20 protein-coding genes (1 of these 20 only partly in view) are annotated in these 17,153 nt (G+C 41.0%); 19 read left to right on the plus strand and 1 reads right to left on the minus strand.

Features of this window, described 5'->3' with window-relative positions; translation table 11 throughout:
• From csfB to rsmI, 13 genes are all read left to right on the plus strand, one after another.
• Positions 1-172, plus strand: partial view of an anti-sigma-G factor gene (gene csfB, locus NSQ83_RS00180; protein ID WP_015482686.1) — the 3' portion only. 23 nt of this gene lie to the left of the window's left edge; 172 of the gene's 195 nt are visible here — the last part of the coding sequence; its start codon lies beyond the left edge, outside the window; its stop codon occupies positions 170-172.
• Between the two features lie 119 nt (positions 173-291).
• Positions 292-906 (plus strand): 5-bromo-4-chloroindolyl phosphate hydrolysis family protein, encoded by a 615-nt coding sequence (locus NSQ83_RS00185; protein WP_198879158.1) that lies wholly within the window; start codon positions 292-294, stop codon positions 904-906.
• Between the two features lie 18 nt (positions 907-924).
• On the plus strand, positions 925-2,085 hold the full coding sequence (locus NSQ83_RS00190; protein WP_198879159.1) for a toxic anion resistance protein: 1,161 nt from the start codon (positions 925-927) through the stop codon (positions 2,083-2,085).
• Between the two features lie 81 nt (positions 2,086-2,166).
• A complete protein-coding gene (locus NSQ83_RS00195) occupies positions 2,167-3,609 on the plus strand; it encodes an aminotransferase class I/II-fold pyridoxal phosphate-dependent enzyme (RefSeq protein WP_198879160.1) in 1,443 nt (480 codons plus the stop codon).
• Positions 3,606-4,244 carry a dTMP kinase gene (gene tmk, locus NSQ83_RS00200; protein WP_015715093.1) on the plus strand — a complete coding sequence of 213 codons (639 nt, stop codon included), beginning with the start codon at positions 3,606-3,608 and terminating at the stop codon, positions 4,242-4,244. The genes NSQ83_RS00195 and tmk overlap by 4 nt, the downstream gene beginning before the upstream one ends.
• A gap of 73 nt (positions 4,245-4,317) precedes the next feature.
• Positions 4,318-4,647, plus strand: coding sequence for a cyclic di-AMP receptor DarA (gene darA, locus NSQ83_RS00205; protein WP_003242755.1), 330 nt, complete (start codon positions 4,318-4,320; stop codon positions 4,645-4,647).
• 12 nt (positions 4,648-4,659) lie between these two features.
• Positions 4,660-5,100, plus strand: a complete 441-nt coding sequence (locus NSQ83_RS00210; protein WP_009966249.1) for a YaaR family protein — start codon at positions 4,660-4,662, stop codon at positions 5,098-5,100.
• Positions 5,101-5,111: 11 nt separating this feature from the next.
• Positions 5,112-6,101 carry a DNA polymerase III subunit delta' gene (gene holB / locus NSQ83_RS00215; RefSeq protein WP_003226770.1) on the plus strand — a complete coding sequence of 330 codons (990 nt, stop codon included), beginning with the start codon at positions 5,112-5,114 and terminating at the stop codon, positions 6,099-6,101.
• A gap of 2 nt (positions 6,102-6,103) precedes the next feature.
• The gene (ricT, locus tag NSQ83_RS00220; protein ID WP_003226767.1) at positions 6,104-6,931 is read left to right on the plus strand and encodes a competence/sporulation regulator complex protein RicT; all 828 of its coding nucleotides are present in this window, start codon (positions 6,104-6,106) and stop codon (positions 6,929-6,931) included.
• 14 nt (positions 6,932-6,945) lie between these two features.
• Entirely contained in the window at positions 6,946-7,305 is a 360-nt protein-coding gene (yabA, locus tag NSQ83_RS00225) for a replication initiation-control protein YabA (protein ID WP_003218308.1), read from the plus strand.
• 58 nt (positions 7,306-7,363) lie between these two features.
• Positions 7,364-8,107, plus strand: coding sequence for a tRNA1(Val) (adenine(37)-N6)-methyltransferase (locus tag NSQ83_RS00230; RefSeq protein ID WP_198879161.1), 744 nt, complete (start codon positions 7,364-7,366; stop codon positions 8,105-8,107).
• The gene (locus NSQ83_RS00235; protein ID WP_014475567.1) at positions 8,094-8,393 is read left to right on the plus strand and encodes a GIY-YIG nuclease family protein; all 300 of its coding nucleotides are present in this window, start codon (positions 8,094-8,096) and stop codon (positions 8,391-8,393) included. The genes NSQ83_RS00230 and NSQ83_RS00235 overlap by 14 nt, the downstream gene beginning before the upstream one ends.
• A complete protein-coding gene (gene rsmI / locus NSQ83_RS00240) occupies positions 8,368-9,246 on the plus strand; it encodes a 16S rRNA (cytidine(1402)-2'-O)-methyltransferase (RefSeq protein ID WP_019712967.1) in 879 nt (292 codons plus the stop codon). Before NSQ83_RS00235 ends, rsmI begins: the two co-directional genes overlap by 26 nt.
• Before the next feature lie 48 nt (positions 9,247-9,294).
• Here rsmI and abrB read toward each other — a convergent pair whose 3' ends face one another.
• Complete coding sequence (gene abrB, locus NSQ83_RS00245; RefSeq protein WP_003226760.1) at positions 9,295-9,585, minus strand: transition state genes transcriptional regulator AbrB; 291 nt, start codon at positions 9,583-9,585, stop codon at positions 9,295-9,297.
• Between the two features lie 493 nt (positions 9,586-10,078).
• On the opposite strand from abrB, the gene metG reads away from it, so the two are divergent.
• From metG to prtG, 6 genes are all read left to right on the plus strand, one after another.
• A complete protein-coding gene (metG, locus tag NSQ83_RS00250; protein ID WP_014662479.1) occupies positions 10,079-12,073 on the plus strand; it encodes a methionine--tRNA ligase in 1,995 nt (664 codons plus the stop codon).
• Between the two features lie 79 nt (positions 12,074-12,152).
• Entirely contained in the window at positions 12,153-12,920 is a 768-nt protein-coding gene (locus NSQ83_RS00255) for a TatD family hydrolase (RefSeq protein WP_029726393.1), read from the plus strand.
• A 155-nt stretch (positions 12,921-13,075) separates the two neighbouring features.
• Positions 13,076-14,389, plus strand: a complete 1,314-nt coding sequence (locus NSQ83_RS00260; RefSeq protein WP_029726392.1) for a ubiquitin-like domain-containing protein — start codon at positions 13,076-13,078, stop codon at positions 14,387-14,389.
• A gap of 144 nt (positions 14,390-14,533) precedes the next feature.
• A complete protein-coding gene (gene rnmV, locus NSQ83_RS00265; RefSeq protein WP_015253010.1) occupies positions 14,534-15,094 on the plus strand; it encodes a ribonuclease M5 in 561 nt (186 codons plus the stop codon).
• Positions 15,087-15,965 carry a 16S rRNA (adenine(1518)-N(6)/adenine(1519)-N(6))-dimethyltransferase RsmA gene (gene rsmA, locus NSQ83_RS00270; protein WP_339238847.1) on the plus strand — a complete coding sequence of 293 codons (879 nt, stop codon included), beginning with the start codon at positions 15,087-15,089 and terminating at the stop codon, positions 15,963-15,965. Before rnmV ends, rsmA begins: the two co-directional genes overlap by 8 nt.
• Positions 15,966-16,126: 161 nt before the next feature.
• On the plus strand, positions 16,127-16,999 hold the full coding sequence (gene prtG, locus NSQ83_RS00275) for a sporulation-specific protease PrtG (protein WP_014475574.1): 873 nt from the start codon (positions 16,127-16,129) through the stop codon (positions 16,997-16,999).
• Positions 17,000-17,153: the final 154 nt, after the last annotated feature.

Here is a 17,153-nt window from a genome sequence, read left to right on the forward strand (position 1 = left end):
TCATACATGTGTGATTTGTGATCAAGAGAAGAATAGAGGCATTCATCTTTATACGAAATTTATATGCTTAGATTGTGAGAGAAAAGTAATTTCTACATCAACTTCTGATCCTGACTATGCCTTTTACGTAAAAAAATTAAAAAGCATTCATACACCGCCATTATATTCATAGACCTGAAAAGGTCTTTTTTTGTACTCTTAATAATAAAAAGAAGATGAAACTTGTTTAAGGATTGAACGTAGTAGATAATAATATTAAAACTGAGTATAGACACAGGAGTCGATTATCTCATGCAGAGATTTTTTCGCTTTTTGATGTGGAGTTTAACTAGCAGTGCGACTTTTGTTTTCATAGGAATATTGAGCTTTTTCGGTTTAAACCAGTCGCTTTTTTTATCTTTTGTTTATGGGCTTGCTTCTGGAGCAGCCGTATATATAGCTGGCATCTGGAATGCAAGACGGTTATTTCTTAAAAAGCATGAATTGACAGGAAGAGAGTATGCTTACATTAAGAAAAACTTAGAGGAAGCAAGGCGGAAAATGATCCGTCTTAGGAAAGCCTTGTTTCAGGCTAAAAGCATTCAAATGTTTAAGCAAAATGCAGAAATGCTAAGGATTGTGAGAAGGATTTATCTCCTCACCAAAAAAGAGCCAAAGCGGTTTTATCAGGCAGAACGATTTTTTTATCAAACTCTCGATTCGGTTGTTGAATTGACAGAGAAGTATGCTTTTCTATCATCTCACCCAAAAAAAAGCAAAGAACTGTCGATGTCGTTAAGTGAGACACGCATCACTCTTACTGAATTGACCAAGCGTTTAGAGGAAGATTTAACTCAAGCAATGGGTGATGAAATTGACGAATTGCAGTTTGAATTAGATGCAGCAAAACATTCATTAAAGAAATAAGGGAAGAGGGTAAGAGCGATGAACCGAGACCAAAGCGACCTTCATATAGATGAATTATTGGCAGATCCTTTTGGTGGTAACATAGAGATACCAGGTTCGGAGGCTGTAAAAGCAGAGAAAGAGCAAGTACGGCTTGTTGATGTTCTTTCTGAGGAAAACAAGGAAAAAGCAATTCAGCTTGCTGGACAGATTGATCATAAAAATATGCAAAGCATTGTCTTATACGGTTCACAAGCTCAATCTAAACTGCTGAACTTTTCTCATGATATGATTAATCATGTTCAAAAGAAGGATGTCGGGGAGATTGGCGAAATACTTGGAGAGCTGATGAAAAAGCTGGAGCAAGTAAATCCTGATGATCTCCAATCTAAGAAAAAGGGTTTTTTGGCACGCATGTTTGGAAGAGTATCAAGTTCTCTTCAAGAGGTGCTGTCTAAATACCAAAAGACCAGTGTGCAGATAGACAAAATCAGCTTGAAGCTGGAGCACTCTAAAAATGCTTTAATCAGTGACAACAAGCTGTTAGAGCAGTTATATGAAAAAAATAAAGAATATTTTGCCGCGCTGAATGTTTATATTGCTGCAGGAGAACTGAAGCTGGAGGAATTAAAAACGAAAACAATTCCTGAACTGAAGCAACAGGCTGAATCGAGTGATCATAACCAAATGGCCGTTCAAGAGGTGAATGATTTAATTCAATTTGCTGACCGGTTAGATAAAAGGGTGCATGATTTGCTGCTGAGCAGGCAAATTACAATCCAAAGTGCACCGCAAATCAGGCTGATTCAAAATACAAACCAAGCGTTAGCTGAAAAGATTCAGTCATCCATTGTGACAGCGATTCCGCTATGGAAAAATCAAGTTGCCATTGCACTGACGCTTTTAAGGCAGCGCAATGCAGTGGATGCACAACAGAAAGTATCTGATACAACCAATGAGCTTTTGCTGAAAAATGCGGAGCTTTTAAAAACCAATACAATTGAAACTGCACGGGCAAATGAAAGAGGCCTTGTTGATATAGATACCTTGAAGAAGGTGCAGGAAAGCTTAATAAGCACGCTTGAAGAAACACTGACTATACAAGAAGAAGGACGAATCAAACGCCGTCAGGCAGAAGAAGAGCTGATGATGATGGAAGGCGACCTAAAGCAAAAGCTGCTTACAATAAAGGAAAGATAGTTACCAGTAAGTCTGGCTTTAAGTTCTGTCAGAGGCACGATATAATAAGGTGTAAGAAGACACATTCAAAGGATTGTTTTCATGAACACACCTTTATATAAAGCATTAATTCAACATGCGAGAAGAAATTCTCATTCATTTCATGTTCCGGGACATCACAATGGAGATGTCTTTTTTGATGACGCTAAGTCAATATTCGATCCGCTTCTCACCATTGATGTAACTGAACTGGCAGGACTGGATGATCTCCATCATCCTTCCGGGGTGATTAAAGAAGCTCAAGAGCTTGTCAGTCAATTATATGGATCGGCGGAAAGTTTTTTTCTGGTAAATGGTACGACTGTCGGAAACTTAGCGATGATTTTATCTGTTTGTGAACCTGGTGATACAATTCTGGTTCAAAGAAACTGTCATAAGTCTGTATTTCATGCTGTTGATTTGGCCGGTGCTGAGCCGGTTTATCTTGCACCTGACGTTGATTCAGCGATGCATGTGCCTACGCATGTTCCGCTTGGAACAATTAAAGAGGCCCTGGCAGCATATCCAGATGCAAAAGGCTTGGTACTGACCAATCCGACATATTACGGACATAGTGCTGATTTGACTGAGATCATTACTGAAGCCCATCATTACGGGATTCCTGTTTTGGTCGATGAAGCGCATGGCGCACATTTTATTTTAGGTGAGCCTTTTCCGGTCACAGCTTTAAAAATGGGGGCAGATATTGTTGTTCAGTCGGCCCACAAAACGTTGCCAGCCATGACGATGGGTTCTTATTTGCATCTCAACAGCAGCTGCAGGATTAACAGGGATCGGGTGGCAGAGTATTTAAACCGATTACAAAGCAGCAGCCCGTCTTATCCGATTATGGCTTCGTTAGATATTGCCCGCGCTTATGTACAGCATATTATAGAAGAACAAAAGCTTTCTGACATTCTGCAGCGGATAGAAACACTTAAACAAACGTTTGATTCACTTACAAATGCAGAAGCTGTTAACCCTGCTAATCCACTGATCATCACGGATCCGCTAAAGCTCACAATTCGTTCAAAACGCGGGCATTCTGGCTATACGCTGCAAAGCATATTAGAGCGTGCCAACATATTCACTGAGCTTGCTGATGAAAATCAAGTTCTGCTCGTTCTCCCATTGGGAGGAAAACGGAGAATAAACGCTGAAACCATTAGAAGCATTGATGAAGAGATTGAGAAAACGCCTCCGGATCAGACGTTTGTTTCTGCAGAATGGGGTGTGCAGCCTGTTACTGTCTTGCCTTATCCAAAAAAGGTCTTACATTCGTTTAAGAAAGAATATGTGGACTTTGAGGAAGCAGCTGGCCGGCTGAATGCAGAAGATATCATCCCTTATCCTCCGGGTATCCCGATGATTATGGCGGGAGAAAGAATAACAAAAGAAAGTGTGCAAAAGCTCAGCCGCTTGATCAGCATGAAAACGCATGTTCAAGGGAATATGAAAATCAAAGAGAAACAACTACTTGTTTATATAGAAGAGGAGAAATCATGAGCGGTTTATTTATTACATTCGAAGGTCCTGAAGGTGCAGGAAAAACGACTGTTCTGCAGGAAATCAAAAACATACTGACAGCAGAAGGCCTTCAGGTTACGGCAACTCGAGAGCCAGGCGGAATAGATATTGCAGAACAAATTCGAGAGGTTATTCTGAATGAGAACAATACATTAATGGACCCAAAAACAGAAGCTCTCTTATATGCGGCTGCAAGACGCCAGCATTTAGTTGAAAAAGTAAAACCTGCTTTAGAACAGGGGTTTATCGTTCTTTGCGACAGATTCATAGACAGTTCTCTTGCGTATCAAGGATATGCAAGAGGACTTGGAATTGATGAGGTTCTGTCCATTAATGAATTTGCCATTGGAGATATGATGCCCCATGTAACGGTTTATTTTTCAATCGATCCGGAAGAAGGACTGAAGCGTATTTACGCAAACGGCTCACGGGAGAAAAACAGGCTCGATTTAGAGAAACTGGACTTTCATACAAAGGTACAGGAGGGTTATCAAGAGCTGATGAAGAGATTTCCGGAAAGATTTCATTCAGTTGATGCCGGGCAATCCAAAGACCTCGTCGTTCAGGATGTTCTAAAGGTGATCGATGAAGCGTTGAAAAAAATTCAATTGTGACCTGTTTCCCAATAGTTGATATAATAATGTAAACGAGATCACGTTGTTTCCAATCTAAAGGAGGCCTTCACAGATGAAATTGATAGTGGCAGTTGTACAAGATCAGGACAGCAACAGACTTTTGAAAACCTTAACGGATCACAACTTCAGAGTCACAAAGCTTGCGACGACAGGAGGATTTCTTAAATCAGGCAATACAACGTTTATGATCGGTGTCGAGGATATACGCGTCAATAAAGCGTTGAGTCTCATTAAAGAAAACGGGCAGAAACGTGATCAGATGATTGCCCCTGTATCTCCAATGGGCGGAAATGCTGATTCCTATGTCCCTTATCCAGTCGAAGTTGAAGTTGGCGGAGCGACAGTATTTGTCCTTCCAGTCGATGAATTTCATCAATTTTAAGGATCTGAAACTGTGAAAATTAATAAAGATATACGTACATTTATAGATAATAAGCAGATTCCCTCTGTGAAAACATCTGAGATCACAGCATCGTTTAAAACATCAATGGAAAACCAAAGCAGCAAAATGAAGCTTGATCAGCTTACCAGGCTGTTATCTGATATAGAAGCATTCGGAAAAAGGCTAACGAAATCTCGGAATTTTAAAGACTTAGCGAGATTTAAAGGACTTGTGAAACGTTTTGTCAAGGAAGCTGTGGACAGCGGCCTTTCACATGAAACATCGAAAAGCTTTGACCTTTACGGGAACAGCAGAACGCTGGGACTTGTGAAAGAAATAGATGACAAATTGATACAGCTTACGGAAGAGATGATGGATCAGGAAAAACCGGCAATTGATTTGCTGGAGCGTATTGGCGAAATAAAAGGTTTATTAATTAACCTTTACACATAGAGAGTGATACAATGGCAATATCCTGGAAGGAAATGAACGAGCTTCAGCCCAGAGTGATGAAGCTTTTATATAATAGTATTGAGAAGGACAGACTATCACACGCTTATTTGTTTGAGGGGAAAAAAGGAACAGGCAAGCTTGATGCCGCGCTGCTTCTTGCAAAAAGCTTCTTTTGTCTGGAGGATGGCGCGGAGCCTTGTGAGAGCTGCCGAAACTGTAAACGGATAGAGTCAGGGAACCATCCTGATCTCCATCTTGTTCAGCCTGATGGCTTATCAATCAAAAAGGCGCAAATTCAAGCGCTCCAAGAAGAGTTTTCTAAGACAGGACTTGAATCGCATAAAAAGCTGTATATTATTTCGCACGCAGATCAAATGACAGCAAATGCGGCGAACAGCCTGCTGAAATTTTTAGAAGAACCGAACAAAGACACAATGGCCGTCCTCATCACTGAGCAGCCCCAAAGGTTATTGGATACCATCATTTCAAGATGCCAAACCCTTCCTTTTCAGCCTTTGCAACCGAAAGCAATTGAAGATAGACTGATCGAACAGGACGTCTCGCCTCATATGGCAAGGCTTCTGGCCAACATGACCAATAATGTAGCAGAAGCAGTCGAATTAAGTCGAAATGATGAGTTTGCAGAGTCTAGAGCGAAAGTGATAAAATTGTATGAAGTCCTACACCAGCGGAAAGGACATGCTTTTTTCTTTATTCAAGATCAATGGATGCCCTTTTTCAAAGAAAAAACCCATCAAGAAATGGGTCTTGATATGCTCTTATTGATATATCGTGATGTGTTGTCCATCCAAATAGGAAATGAAGATAAATTGATTTATCAAGACTTATTCCAATCAATAAAACAGCATGCGCTACAATCAACACAACAAAGCGTTACGAATCAGATACTTGCTGTTTTAGAAGCAAAGAAACGGCTTCATTCCAATGTGAATGTACAAGGATTAATGGAGCACTTGGTGTTAATGTTGCAGGAGGGATAAGCTTGTACAATGTAATTGGTGTCCGCTTTAAGAAAGCGGGTAAAATATATTATTTTGATCCGAATGGATTTCATATAGAACATGACAGCTGCGTAATTGTAGAAACTGTCAGAGGCGTTGAGTACGGCCAGGTCGTAATTGCAAATAAACAGGTGGATGAGCATGATGTGGTGCTTCCCCTTCGAAAAGTGATACGTGTGGCTGACGAACGCGATCTTCTCATTGTAGAAGAAAATAAACAGGAAGCACTATCAGCATTTGATATCTGCCAAAAGAAAGTGATTGAGCATGGCTTGGATATGAAGCTGGTCGATGTTGAATTCACGTTTGATCGCAATAAAGTCATTTTTTACTTCACTGCTGACGGCCGAGTCGACTTTAGAGAGCTTGTAAAGGATTTGGCTTCTATCTTTAAGACAAGAATTGAGCTGCGCCAAATCGGAGTAAGGGATGAGGCAAAAATGCTCGGAGGAATCGGTCCTTGCGGAAGAATGCTTTGCTGTTCAACGTTCCTTGGAGATTTTGAACCCGTTTCCATTAAAATGGCCAAGGATCAGAACTTGTCTTTAAATCCTACGAAGATTTCGGGCCTTTGCGGACGATTGATGTGCTGTCTAAAATATGAGAACGATGAGTATGAGACGGCAAAAGAACAGCTTCCGGATATAGGAGAAATGATTACGACAGCAAACGGTCCCGCGAAGGTCGTCGGACTAAATATTCTGGAACGGGTGCTTCAGGTGGAACTGATAAACCGTGAAAAAGTGATAGAATATACTTGGGAAGAGCTCTTGGAAGAGGGCGTCGTATCCGCACAAACCACAGATTAACGAGGTGTGGAACCTTGGATAAAAAAGAGTTATTTGATACAGTCATTAACTTAGAAGAACAAATTGGCTCACTGTACCGGCAGCTGGGGGATTTGAAGCAGCATATCGGTGAGATGATTGAGGAAAATCATCATTTACAGCTTGAAAACAAGCATTTGCGCAAACGGCTGGACGATACGACGCAGCAGATTGAAAAGTTCAAAGCTGATAAAAAAGAATCAAAAACACAGAAGACAGAGCAAACTGATATAGGGGAAGGATATGATAATCTGGCACGTCTGTATCAAGAAGGATTTCATATCTGCAATGTCCACTATGGAAGTGTTCGAAAAGAGGATTGTCTTTTCTGTCTGTCATTCTTAAATAAAAAATAGGGAAAAGGCTTCCGCATAAGACGGGAGCCTTTTTCAAAGGTACTGAAAGGATAAGAAGATGGTTTCATTACATGATGATGAAAGATTAGATTATTTGCTGGCAGAGGACATGAAAATCATACAAAGCCCAACAGTGTTTGCTTTTTCGTTGGACGCTGTGCTTCTGTCCAAATTTGCGTACGTTCCGATTCAAAAAGGGAAAATTGTTGATTTATGCACCGGCAATGGTATTGTGCCGCTGTTGCTCAGTACAAGATCAAAAGCAGACATTCTGGGAGTCGAAATACAAGAAAGGCTGCATGATATGGCTGTTCGCAGCGTGGAGTATAATAAGCTGGACGATCAGATCCAGATCATACATGATGACCTGAAAAACATGCCGGAGAAACTTGGACATAATCGATATGATGTTGTCACCTGCAATCCGCCGTATTTTAAAACGCCGAAACAAACTGAACAAAACATGAACGAGCATCTCCGAATCGCAAGACATGAAATCCACTGCACGCTGGAGGATGTCATTTCAGTCAGCAGCAAGCTGCTCAAGCAAGGGGGAAAAGCAGCTCTTGTTCACCGGCCGGGAAGGCTTCTGGAGATTTTTGAACTGATGAAGGTTTATCAAATCGAGCCGAAACGTGTACAATTTGTCTATCCGAAGCAAGGGAAAGAAGCCAATACCATTTTGGTTGAAGGTATCAAAGGCGGGCGCCCGGATTTAAAAATTCTTCCTCCTTTATTCGTTTATGATGATCAAAATGAATATACAAAAGAAATCAGGACCATTTTATATGGAGACAAATAACCATTTCTTCTACGTCGTGAAATGTAAGGACAATAGCTGGTATGCCGGGTATACCAACGATCTTCATAAACGAGTGAAAACACACAATGATGGAAAGGGCGCAAAGTACACAAAAGTAAGACGTCCGGTTGAATTAATTTTTGCCGAGAGCTTTTCAACAAAGCGGGAAGCTATGCAGGCGGAATATTATTTCAAAAAACTAACTCGGAAGAAAAAAGAGCTTTATATAGAAGAAAAGCGGAACACCAAGGAGGCTGTATATGTTAAGGCGCCAAATGAGCTTTAATGGAAAGTCGGACATGGGGATTCTTTACTTGGTCCCAACCCCAATCGGAAATCTAGAGGATATGACATTCCGGGCGATCGACACGCTGAAATCAGTGGATGCGATTGCTGCGGAAGATACGAGGCAAACGAAAAAGCTTTGTCATGTATATGAAATTGAAACACCGCTCGTCAGCTATCACGAACACAATAAAGAAAGCAGTGGGCACAAAATTATTGAATGGCTAAAATCGGGAAAAAACATTGCTCTTGTCAGTGATGCCGGTCTGCCGACGATTTCTGATCCCGGAGCGGAAATTGTAAAGGATTTTACGGATATAGGCGGTTATGTTGTTCCGTTGCCGGGAGCAAATGCTGCATTAACAGCTCTTATTGCTTCAGGTATTGTACCGCAGCCTTTTTTCTTTTACGGTTTTCTCAACAGACAGAAAAAAGAAAAGAAGAAGGAGCTTGAAGCCCTTAAAAAACGGCGGGAAACGATCATTTTTTATGAAGCGCCTCACAGATTGAAGGAAACCTTGTCAGCGATGGCAGAGATATTAGGAGATCGGGAAATTGCTGTAACACGTGAACTCACTAAGAAATATGAAGAGTTTATCCGAGGAACCATATCTGAGGTCATTGGATGGGCAAACGAGGATCAGATACGCGGCGAGTTTTGTCTTGTCGTAGAAGGAAGTAATAATGAAGAGGTAGATGAGGAAGAACAATGGTGGGAAACCCTCACTGCGAAAGAACATGTCGAGCATTACATCTCGAAAGGCGCTACGTCTAAAGAAGCCATTAAAAAAGCAGCAGTCGATCGCAATGTACCAAAGCGTGAAGTGTACGATGCTTACCATATTAAGCAATAAAAAAACGTTCTTGTGTCATAACAAGAACGTTTTTTGTACAAGAAATGATTATTTAAGGTTTTGAAGCTGGTTTTGGATTTCGCTGATGATTTGCTCAGCGCCTTCTTTACTAAGAACCAATTTACCGCCTGCAAGTTTAAGGTTATCATCAGAAACTTCACCAGTTACTTGGCAAGTCATGTTTGGTTTATATTTTTTAAGGATGATTTTTTCATCATCAACATAGATTTCAAGAGCATCTTTTTCTGCGATTCCAAGAGTACGACGCAGTTCGATAGGAATAACTACACGTCCTAATTCATCAACTTTACGTACAATACCAGTAGATTTCATAAACATTCTCCTCCCAAGAGATACTTATTTGTTTAAATTATATTTTTCTTCGTCATTATTCGACAAAATCCTTACCTTCATAGCATAACAAGGTTTCCAATAATCGTCAATCATTTTGTTTACTATTGATTGTAAGAATTAGTTCTTATAGTCAGTAATGTCTTAGAAACTACCGAAATAACAGCATTTTATAAATATTTAATAAAGCTATTATCCTACTAAAAATCCTTTTAAATCAAGACTTTCGAACCAAAGTTTTTTATTTCATTTGATTATATACGACAAAATTCGACACGAACAGACTTTTTTTATTTTCATTAAAGATTTTTAATTTTAATTATTCTTTTTCAGGCGTATGTATATATTCTTGATCTTAAAGGCTAAGATGGTATCATAGATAAAGGATAAATATAAATAATATTCATATATGATTTGCACTTATCGCCGCTCTCGTCCTTTGGGCGGGAGCTTTTTGACATTCTGATTAGGAGGTTTCAAGATGCCGCAAGAAAACAATACATTTTACATTACAACACCGATTTATTATCCGAGCGGAAAATTACATATCGGCCATGCATATACGACAGTCGCGGGAGATGCAATGGCACGTTACAAAAGATTAAAAGGGTTCGATGTTCGCTATTTAACGGGAACGGACGAGCATGGACAAAAGATCCAGCAAAAAGCTGAACAGGAAAACATTACACCTCAGGAGTATGTGGATCGCGCAGCGGCAGATATTCAAAAACTGTGGAAGCAGCTTGAAATCTCAAACGACGACTTTATCCGCACGACAGAAAAACGGCATAAAGTTGTCATTGAAAAAGTGTTTCAAAAGCTTCTTGATAACGGGGACATCTATCTTGATGAGTATGAAGGCTGGTACAGCATCCCTGATGAAACGTTCTACACGGAAACTCAGCTCGTTGATATTGAGCGGAATGAAAAGGGAGAGGTCATCGGCGGAAAAAGCCCTGACAGCGGTCACCCAGTTGAATTGATCAAAGAGGAATCTTATTTCTTCCGCATGGGGAAATACGCGGATCGCCTTCTGAAATACTATGAAGAAAACCCGACATTCATTCAGCCAGAATCACGCAAAAACGAAATGATTAATAACTTTATCAAACCTGGACTTGAGGATTTGGCAGTATCACGTACCACTTTTGATTGGGGCGTGAAGGTGCCGGAAAATCCAAAGCATGTTGTATATGTTTGGATTGACGCACTATTTAACTATTTAACGGCACTTGGTTATGATACAGAAAATGATGAGCTTTATCAAAAATATTGGCCTGCCGATGTTCATTTAGTCGGTAAGGAGATTGTACGGTTCCATACCATTTACTGGCCAATTATGCTGATGGCTCTGGATCTTCCGCTGCCGAAACAGGTATTCGCGCATGGCTGGCTTTTGATGAAAGACGGAAAAATGTCGAAATCAAAAGGAAACGTTGTAGATCCGGTTACATTAATTGAACGCTATGGTTTAGACGAGCTTCGCTATTACCTGCTTCGTGAAGTGCCGTTCGGATCTGACGGTGTTTTCACGCCGGAAGGATTTGTTGAGCGAATCAACTATGATTTAGCGAATGATTTAGGAAATCTATTGAATCGTACTGTTGCGATGATCAATAAGTATTTTGACGGACAAATTGGTTCTTACAAAGGTGCTGTTACGGAATTTGACCAAACGCTCACTTCGGTTGCTGAAGAAACAGTGAAAGCTTATGAGAAAGCAATGGAAAATATGGAGTTCTCGGTAGCACTTTCGACTTTATGGCAGCTCATCAGCCGCACAAACAAATACATTGATGAGACAGCTCCATGGGTGCTTGCGAAAGATCCGGCAAAAGAAGAAGAATTGCGATCCGTTATGTATCATCTCGCTGAATCATTGCGTATTTCAGCGGTACTGCTTCAGCCATTCTTAACAAAAACACCGGAAAAAATGTTCGAGCAGCTGGGCATTACCGATGAATCTCTAAAAGCTTGGGACAGCATTACAGCTTTCGGCCAGCTGAAAGATACAAAAGTACAAAAAGGCGAGCCATTGTTCCCTCGTTTAGAGGCAGAAGAAGAAATTGCTTACATCAAAGGGAAAATGCAAGGTTCGGCACCAGCGAAAGAAGAAACAAAAGAAGAAGAGCCGCAAGAGGTCGATCGTTTACCTGAAATTACGATTGATCAATTTATGGATGTAGAGCTTCGCGTAGCTGAGGTCATTGAGGCAGAGCCAGTGAAAAAAGCAGACCGTTTATTGAAGCTGCAGCTTGATCTTGGTTTTGAAAAGCGCCAAGTGGTATCCGGCATTGCGAAGCATTATACGCCTGAAGAGCTTGTTGGAAAAAAACTCGTTTGTGTAACAAATCTAAAACCGGTTAAACTCAGAGGAGAGCTTTCTCAAGGTATGATCCTTGCAGGAGAAGCAGACGGCGTTTTAAAGGTCGTGTCTATCGATCAGTCGTTACCAAAAGGCACAAGAATTAAATAATGATAAGACAAAAGGTGTTTCACGTGTAACAATTCGTCGAACACCTTTTGTGTTTCGACAAGAAAGGAGTTTTTCACTTATGTTGTTTGACACTCACGCGCATTTAAATGCAGAACAATATGATACTGATCTTGAAGAGGTTATTGAACGGGCAAAAGCTGAAAAAGTTGAACGAATTGTCGTAGTTGGTTTTGACCGTCCGACGATTACCCGTGCGATGGAAATGATTGAGGAATATGATTTTATTTATGCAGCCATTGGCTGGCACCCTGTTGACGCTATTGACATGACAGAGGAAGACTTAGCGTGGATTAAAGAGCTTTCTGCTCATGAGAAAGTGGTAGCAATAGGGGAAATGGGACTGGATTATCATTGGGATAAATCACCTAAAGATATTCAAAAAGAGGTGTTTAGAAAACAAATCGCCTTAGCGAAAGAGGTCAATTTGCCTATTATCATTCATAACCGTGATGCAACGGAGGATGTCGTGACCATTTTGAAAGAGGAAGGCGCAGAAGCTGTGGGCGGAATCATGCACTGCTTTACAGGAAGTGCGGAAGTGGCAAGAGAATGCATGAAAATGAATTTTTATTTATCATTTGGGGGACCGGTGACATTTAAAAATGCGAAGAAACCGAAGGAAGTAGTGAAGGAAATTCCCAATGACCGGCTGCTGATTGAAACGGACTGCCCGTTTCTCACACCGCACCCTTTCCGCGGGAAAAGAAATGAGCCAAGCTATGTGAAATATGTGGCAGAACAAATCGCCGAATTAAAAGAAATGAACTTTGAAGAGATTGCTTCCATCACGACTGAAAATGCGAAAAGACTTTTCCGTATAAACTGACAAAAAACGCTAGCGGGTTTTGTAAGAGCTTGTCCCTTACAGCGTTTTTCTATAAAAGTTCTACATGCTTTCTTCTCCTCATAGGATAGGTTTGTCGACAAGTCTTTCTTCCGTTTCTCAGTGTATTTCAGGATAATGAAGAAGACACTGAGCTTTTGGGAGAAAGAGAAGGGAGGGTTGACAGCCTTTTAGATACTCTATATAATCTCTCCGAGGAGAAGGAGGCGTTTTTCATCACACAAAAAATGAAAAAGCTGTTTTCCGTAAAGCTTAGCAAAAGCAAAGTCATTCTGGTTGCTGCTTGTTTGCTTTTGGCAGGAAGCGGGACTGCGTACGCGGCTCATGAGCTGACGAAACAATCAGTCTCAGTTTCTATCAATGGCAAAAAGAAACATATACGCACACATGCAAATACAGTCGGTGATCTTTTGGAGACGCTTGATATAAAGACAAGAGACGAAGACAAGATCACACCTGCTAAACAGACAAAGATAACAGCAGACATGGACGTTGTGTATGAGGCTGCAAAACCTGTGAAGCTTACAATAAACGGGGAAGAAAAGACATTATGGTCAACAGCAAAAACGGTCGGTGCATTACTGGACGAACAAGATGTTGATGTGAAAGACCAAGATCAAATTGATCCCGCAATAGATACAGATATTTCGAAAGACATGAAGATTAACATAGAGCCCGCATTTCAGGTTACTGTGAATGATGCAGGGAAACAAAAGAAGATCTGGACGACTTCGACTACGGTCGCTGACTTTTTAAAACAGCAAAAGATGAACATAAAAGACGAAGATAAAATCAAGCCTGCGTTAGATGCAAAGCTGACGAAAGGAAAGGCTGATATTACAATTACTCGTATCGAAAAGGTCACCGATGTAGTTGAAGAGAAGATTGCGTTCGATGTGAAAAAGCAAGAAGACGCTTCTCTTGAAAAAGGGAAAGAAAAGGTCGTCCAAAAAGGAAAAGAAGGCAAGCTAAAAAAACATTTCGAAGTCGTTAAAGAAAACGGTAAAGAAGTGTCCAGAGAGCTTGTAAAAGAAGAAACAGCTGAACAAAGCAAAGATAAAGTGATTGCTGTCGGCACAAAGCAAAGCAGTCCAAAAGTTGAAACGGTCAGTGCTTCAGGTGATTCAAAAACAGTTGTGTCCCGCAGCAATGAATCAACAGGCAAAGTCATGACTGTATCATCTACGGCTTATACGGCAAGCTGCAGCGGTTGTTCAGGACATACAGCGACAGGCGTCAATTTAAAAAATAATCCGAATGCCAAAGTCATCGCTGTGGATCCAAATGTCATTCCGCTAGGCTCCAAAGTCCACGTGGAAGGCTATGGATATGCCATTGCTGCAGATACCGGTTCAGCGATTAAAGGGAACAAAATAGACGTCTTTTTCCCAGAGAAATCATCGGCGTACCGATGGGGAAATAAAACAGTCAAAATTAAAATCTTAAATTAATATATACTTATGTATTCAGAGGGTTTTGCGCCCTCTGTTTTTTTCGTTATAATAGACAAAGTGCATTTTCTGCTTATTAGACGCTCGATATAAGAAAAAGTTTCATGAATATACAAAAGTTTTTATTTTGTCTTGGAGGAAATAATGAAAATTAAAGAGATCATTGTGGTCGAGGGGCGTGACGATACGGCCCGCATCAAATTGGCTGTTGATGCAGACACAATTGAAACAAATGGTTCAGCCATCGATGATCATGTGATTGACCAAATCCGTTTGGCCCAGAAGACCAGAGGCGTCATTATTTTAACGGATCCGGACTTTCCGGGAGAGAAGATTCGCAAAACCATCTCAGAGGCTGTACCCGGCTGTAAGCATGCATTTTTGCCAAAGCATCTTGCCAAACCTAAAAACAAGCGGGGAATTGGTGTGGAGCATGCATCGGTTGAAAGCATTAGGGCATGTTTAGAAAATGTGCATGAGGAGATGGAAGCGCAGCCGAGTGACATTTCAGCTGAGGATTTGATTCATGCCGGACTAATAGGCGGACCTGCGGCCAAACGCCGCCGGGAACGACTGGGTGATCTGTTGAAAATCGGCTATACAAATGGCAAACAGCTTCAAAAACGGCTGCAAATGTTTCAAATTAAAAAAAGTGATTTTATGAGTGCGCTCGATACCGTTATGCGGGAGGAACAGAATGAATAAAGATATTGCGACACCGATTAGAACGAAAGAGATACTGAAGAAATACGGTTTTTCTTTTAAAAAGAGCTTAGGACAGAATTTCTTAATTGATACGAACATTTTAAACAGAATTGTTGATCACGCGGAAGTGACTGAGAAAACAGGTGTCATTGAAATCGGCCCGGGAATCGGGGCTTTAACCGAACAGCTTGCCAAGCGGGCGAAAAAGGTCGTGGCATTTGAGATTGATCAGCGATTATTGCCGATTCTGAAGGATACGCTGTCACCTTACGACAATGTTACTGTCATTCATCATGACGTGTTAAAGGCTGATGTCAAATCGGTCATTGAAGAACAATTTCAAGATTGTGATGAGATCATGGTAGTTGCCAACCTTCCTTATTACGTAACAACACCGATTATCATGAAACTGCTTGAAGAACATCTTCCGCTGAAAGGAATTGTGGTCATGCTGCAAAAAGAAGTGGCTGAGCGCATGGCGGCTGATCCTTCATCTAAGGAGTACGGCTCGCTTTCAATCGCGGTGCAGTTTTATACAGAAGCCAAAACGGTGATGAGCGTTCCGAAAACCGTATTTGTTCCTCAGCCTAATGTCGATTCCGCAGTCATCCGTCTGGTTCTCCGAGACGGCCCGGCAGTGGACGTGGAAAACGAATCCTTTTTCTTTCAGCTCATCAAGGCAAGCTTTGCACAGCGTCGTAAAACGCTGCTCAATAACTTAGTTAACAATCTGCCTGAAGGAAAAGCGCAAAAATCAACAATTGAGCAAGTGCTTGAAGAAACAAATATTGACGGTAAGCGCCGAGGTGAATCCCTGTCTATTGAGGAGTTCGCAGCGCTGTCTAACGGATTGTATAAAGCCCTTTTCTAAAAGGGCTTTTTGTTTTGCGCACCACATGGACTGCCGCTACATAGGCTAGAGAAGGACCTTTCATTCAATGATAAGAAAAAACTTGGACTCAGCGAAAAAAGGCGCTTTCTCAAGGCTCTTTCTTTCATGATGAGGCTTAGTCTATGTGTGGAGTGAGGAACGTGCAATTTCAAATAGGGGATATGGTAGCCAGAAAATCCTATCAGATGGATGTTTTGTTTCGAATTATAGGAATAGAGCAAACAAGCAAAGGAAATTCAATTGCCATTTTGCATGGAGATGAAGTCAGGCTGATTGCTGATTCGGATTTTTCTGATCTGGTGGCAGTGAAAAAGGATGAGCAGATGATGCGGAAAAAGAAAGATGAGAGCAGAATGAATGAGTCGCTCGAATTACTCCGCCAAGATTATAAGCTGCTCAGAGAAAAGCAGGAGTACTATGCGACAAGCCAATATCAGCATCAGGAGCATTATTTCCATATGCCGGGCAAAGTGCTTCATCTGGATGGTGACGAAGCATATCTGAAAAAATGCCTGAATGTCTATAAAAAAATTGGAGTGCCGGTCTATGGCATCCATTGCCATGAAAAGAAAATGTCTGCTTCTATTGAAGAATTGCTCGACAAATATCGACCTGATATCCTGGTGATCACAGGGCATGATGCGTATTCGAAGCAAAAGGGCGGCATTGATGATTTGAATGCGTACAGACATTCTAAGCACTTTGTTGAAACTGTTCAAACAGCCCGAAAAAAGATCCCTCACTTAGATCAGCTTGTTATTTTTGCGGGGGCCTGCCAATCCCATTTTGAATCACTCATCAGAGCGGGTGCGAATTTTGCAAGTTCACCGTCAAGAGTCAATATTCATGCGCTTGATCCGGTATATATCGTCGCGAAGATCAGCTTTACGCCGTTTATGGAACGGATTAATGTATGGGAAGTGCTCCGTAATACGCTGACAAGAGAGAAAGGGCTTGGAGGTATTGAAACAAGAGGAGTTCTGAGAATTGGTATGCCTTATAAGTCCAATTAACAGTTGAAAACCTGCATAGGAGAGCTATGCGGGTTTTTTATTTTACATAATGATACATAATTTACCGAAACTTGCGGAACATAATTGAGGAATCATAGAATTTTGTCAAAATAATTTTATTGACAACGTCTTATTAACGTTGATATAATTTAAA

It is taken from the genome of Bacillus sp. PS217, assembly GCF_037963535.1.
In the GTDB taxonomy this organism is placed as follows: domain Bacteria; phylum Bacillota; class Bacilli; order Bacillales; family Bacillaceae; genus Bacillus; species Bacillus subtilis.

Coding starts and splice junctions, on each gene's coding strand:
- NSQ83_RS00185 (WP_198879158.1), top strand. CDS start 292: ATGCAGAGATTTTTTCGCTTTTTGATGTGGAGTTTAACTAGCAGTGCG.
- NSQ83_RS00190 (WP_198879159.1), top strand. CDS start 925: ATGAACCGAGACCAAAGCGACCTTCATATAGATGAATTATTGGCAGAT.
- NSQ83_RS00195 (WP_198879160.1), top strand. CDS start 2,167: ATGAACACACCTTTATATAAAGCATTAATTCAACATGCGAGAAGAAAT.
- tmk (WP_015715093.1), top strand. CDS start 3,606: ATGAGCGGTTTATTTATTACATTCGAAGGTCCTGAAGGTGCAGGAAAA.
- darA (WP_003242755.1), top strand. CDS start 4,318: ATGAAATTGATAGTGGCAGTTGTACAAGATCAGGACAGCAACAGACTT.
- holB (WP_003226770.1), top strand. CDS start 5,112: ATGGCAATATCCTGGAAGGAAATGAACGAGCTTCAGCCCAGAGTGATG.
- NSQ83_RS00230 (WP_198879161.1), top strand. CDS start 7,364: ATGGTTTCATTACATGATGATGAAAGATTAGATTATTTGCTGGCAGAG.
- NSQ83_RS00235 (WP_014475567.1), top strand. CDS start 8,094: ATGGAGACAAATAACCATTTCTTCTACGTCGTGAAATGTAAGGACAAT.
- rsmI (WP_019712967.1), top strand. CDS start 8,368: ATGTTAAGGCGCCAAATGAGCTTTAATGGAAAGTCGGACATGGGGATT.
- abrB (WP_003226760.1), bottom strand. CDS start 9,585: ATGTTTATGAAATCTACTGGTATTGTACGTAAAGTTGATGAATTAGGA.
- metG (WP_014662479.1), top strand. CDS start 10,079: ATGCCGCAAGAAAACAATACATTTTACATTACAACACCGATTTATTAT.
- NSQ83_RS00255 (WP_029726393.1), top strand. CDS start 12,153: ATGTTGTTTGACACTCACGCGCATTTAAATGCAGAACAATATGATACT.
- rnmV (WP_015253010.1), top strand. CDS start 14,534: ATGAAAATTAAAGAGATCATTGTGGTCGAGGGGCGTGACGATACGGCC.
- rsmA (WP_339238847.1), top strand. CDS start 15,087: ATGAATAAAGATATTGCGACACCGATTAGAACGAAAGAGATACTGAAG.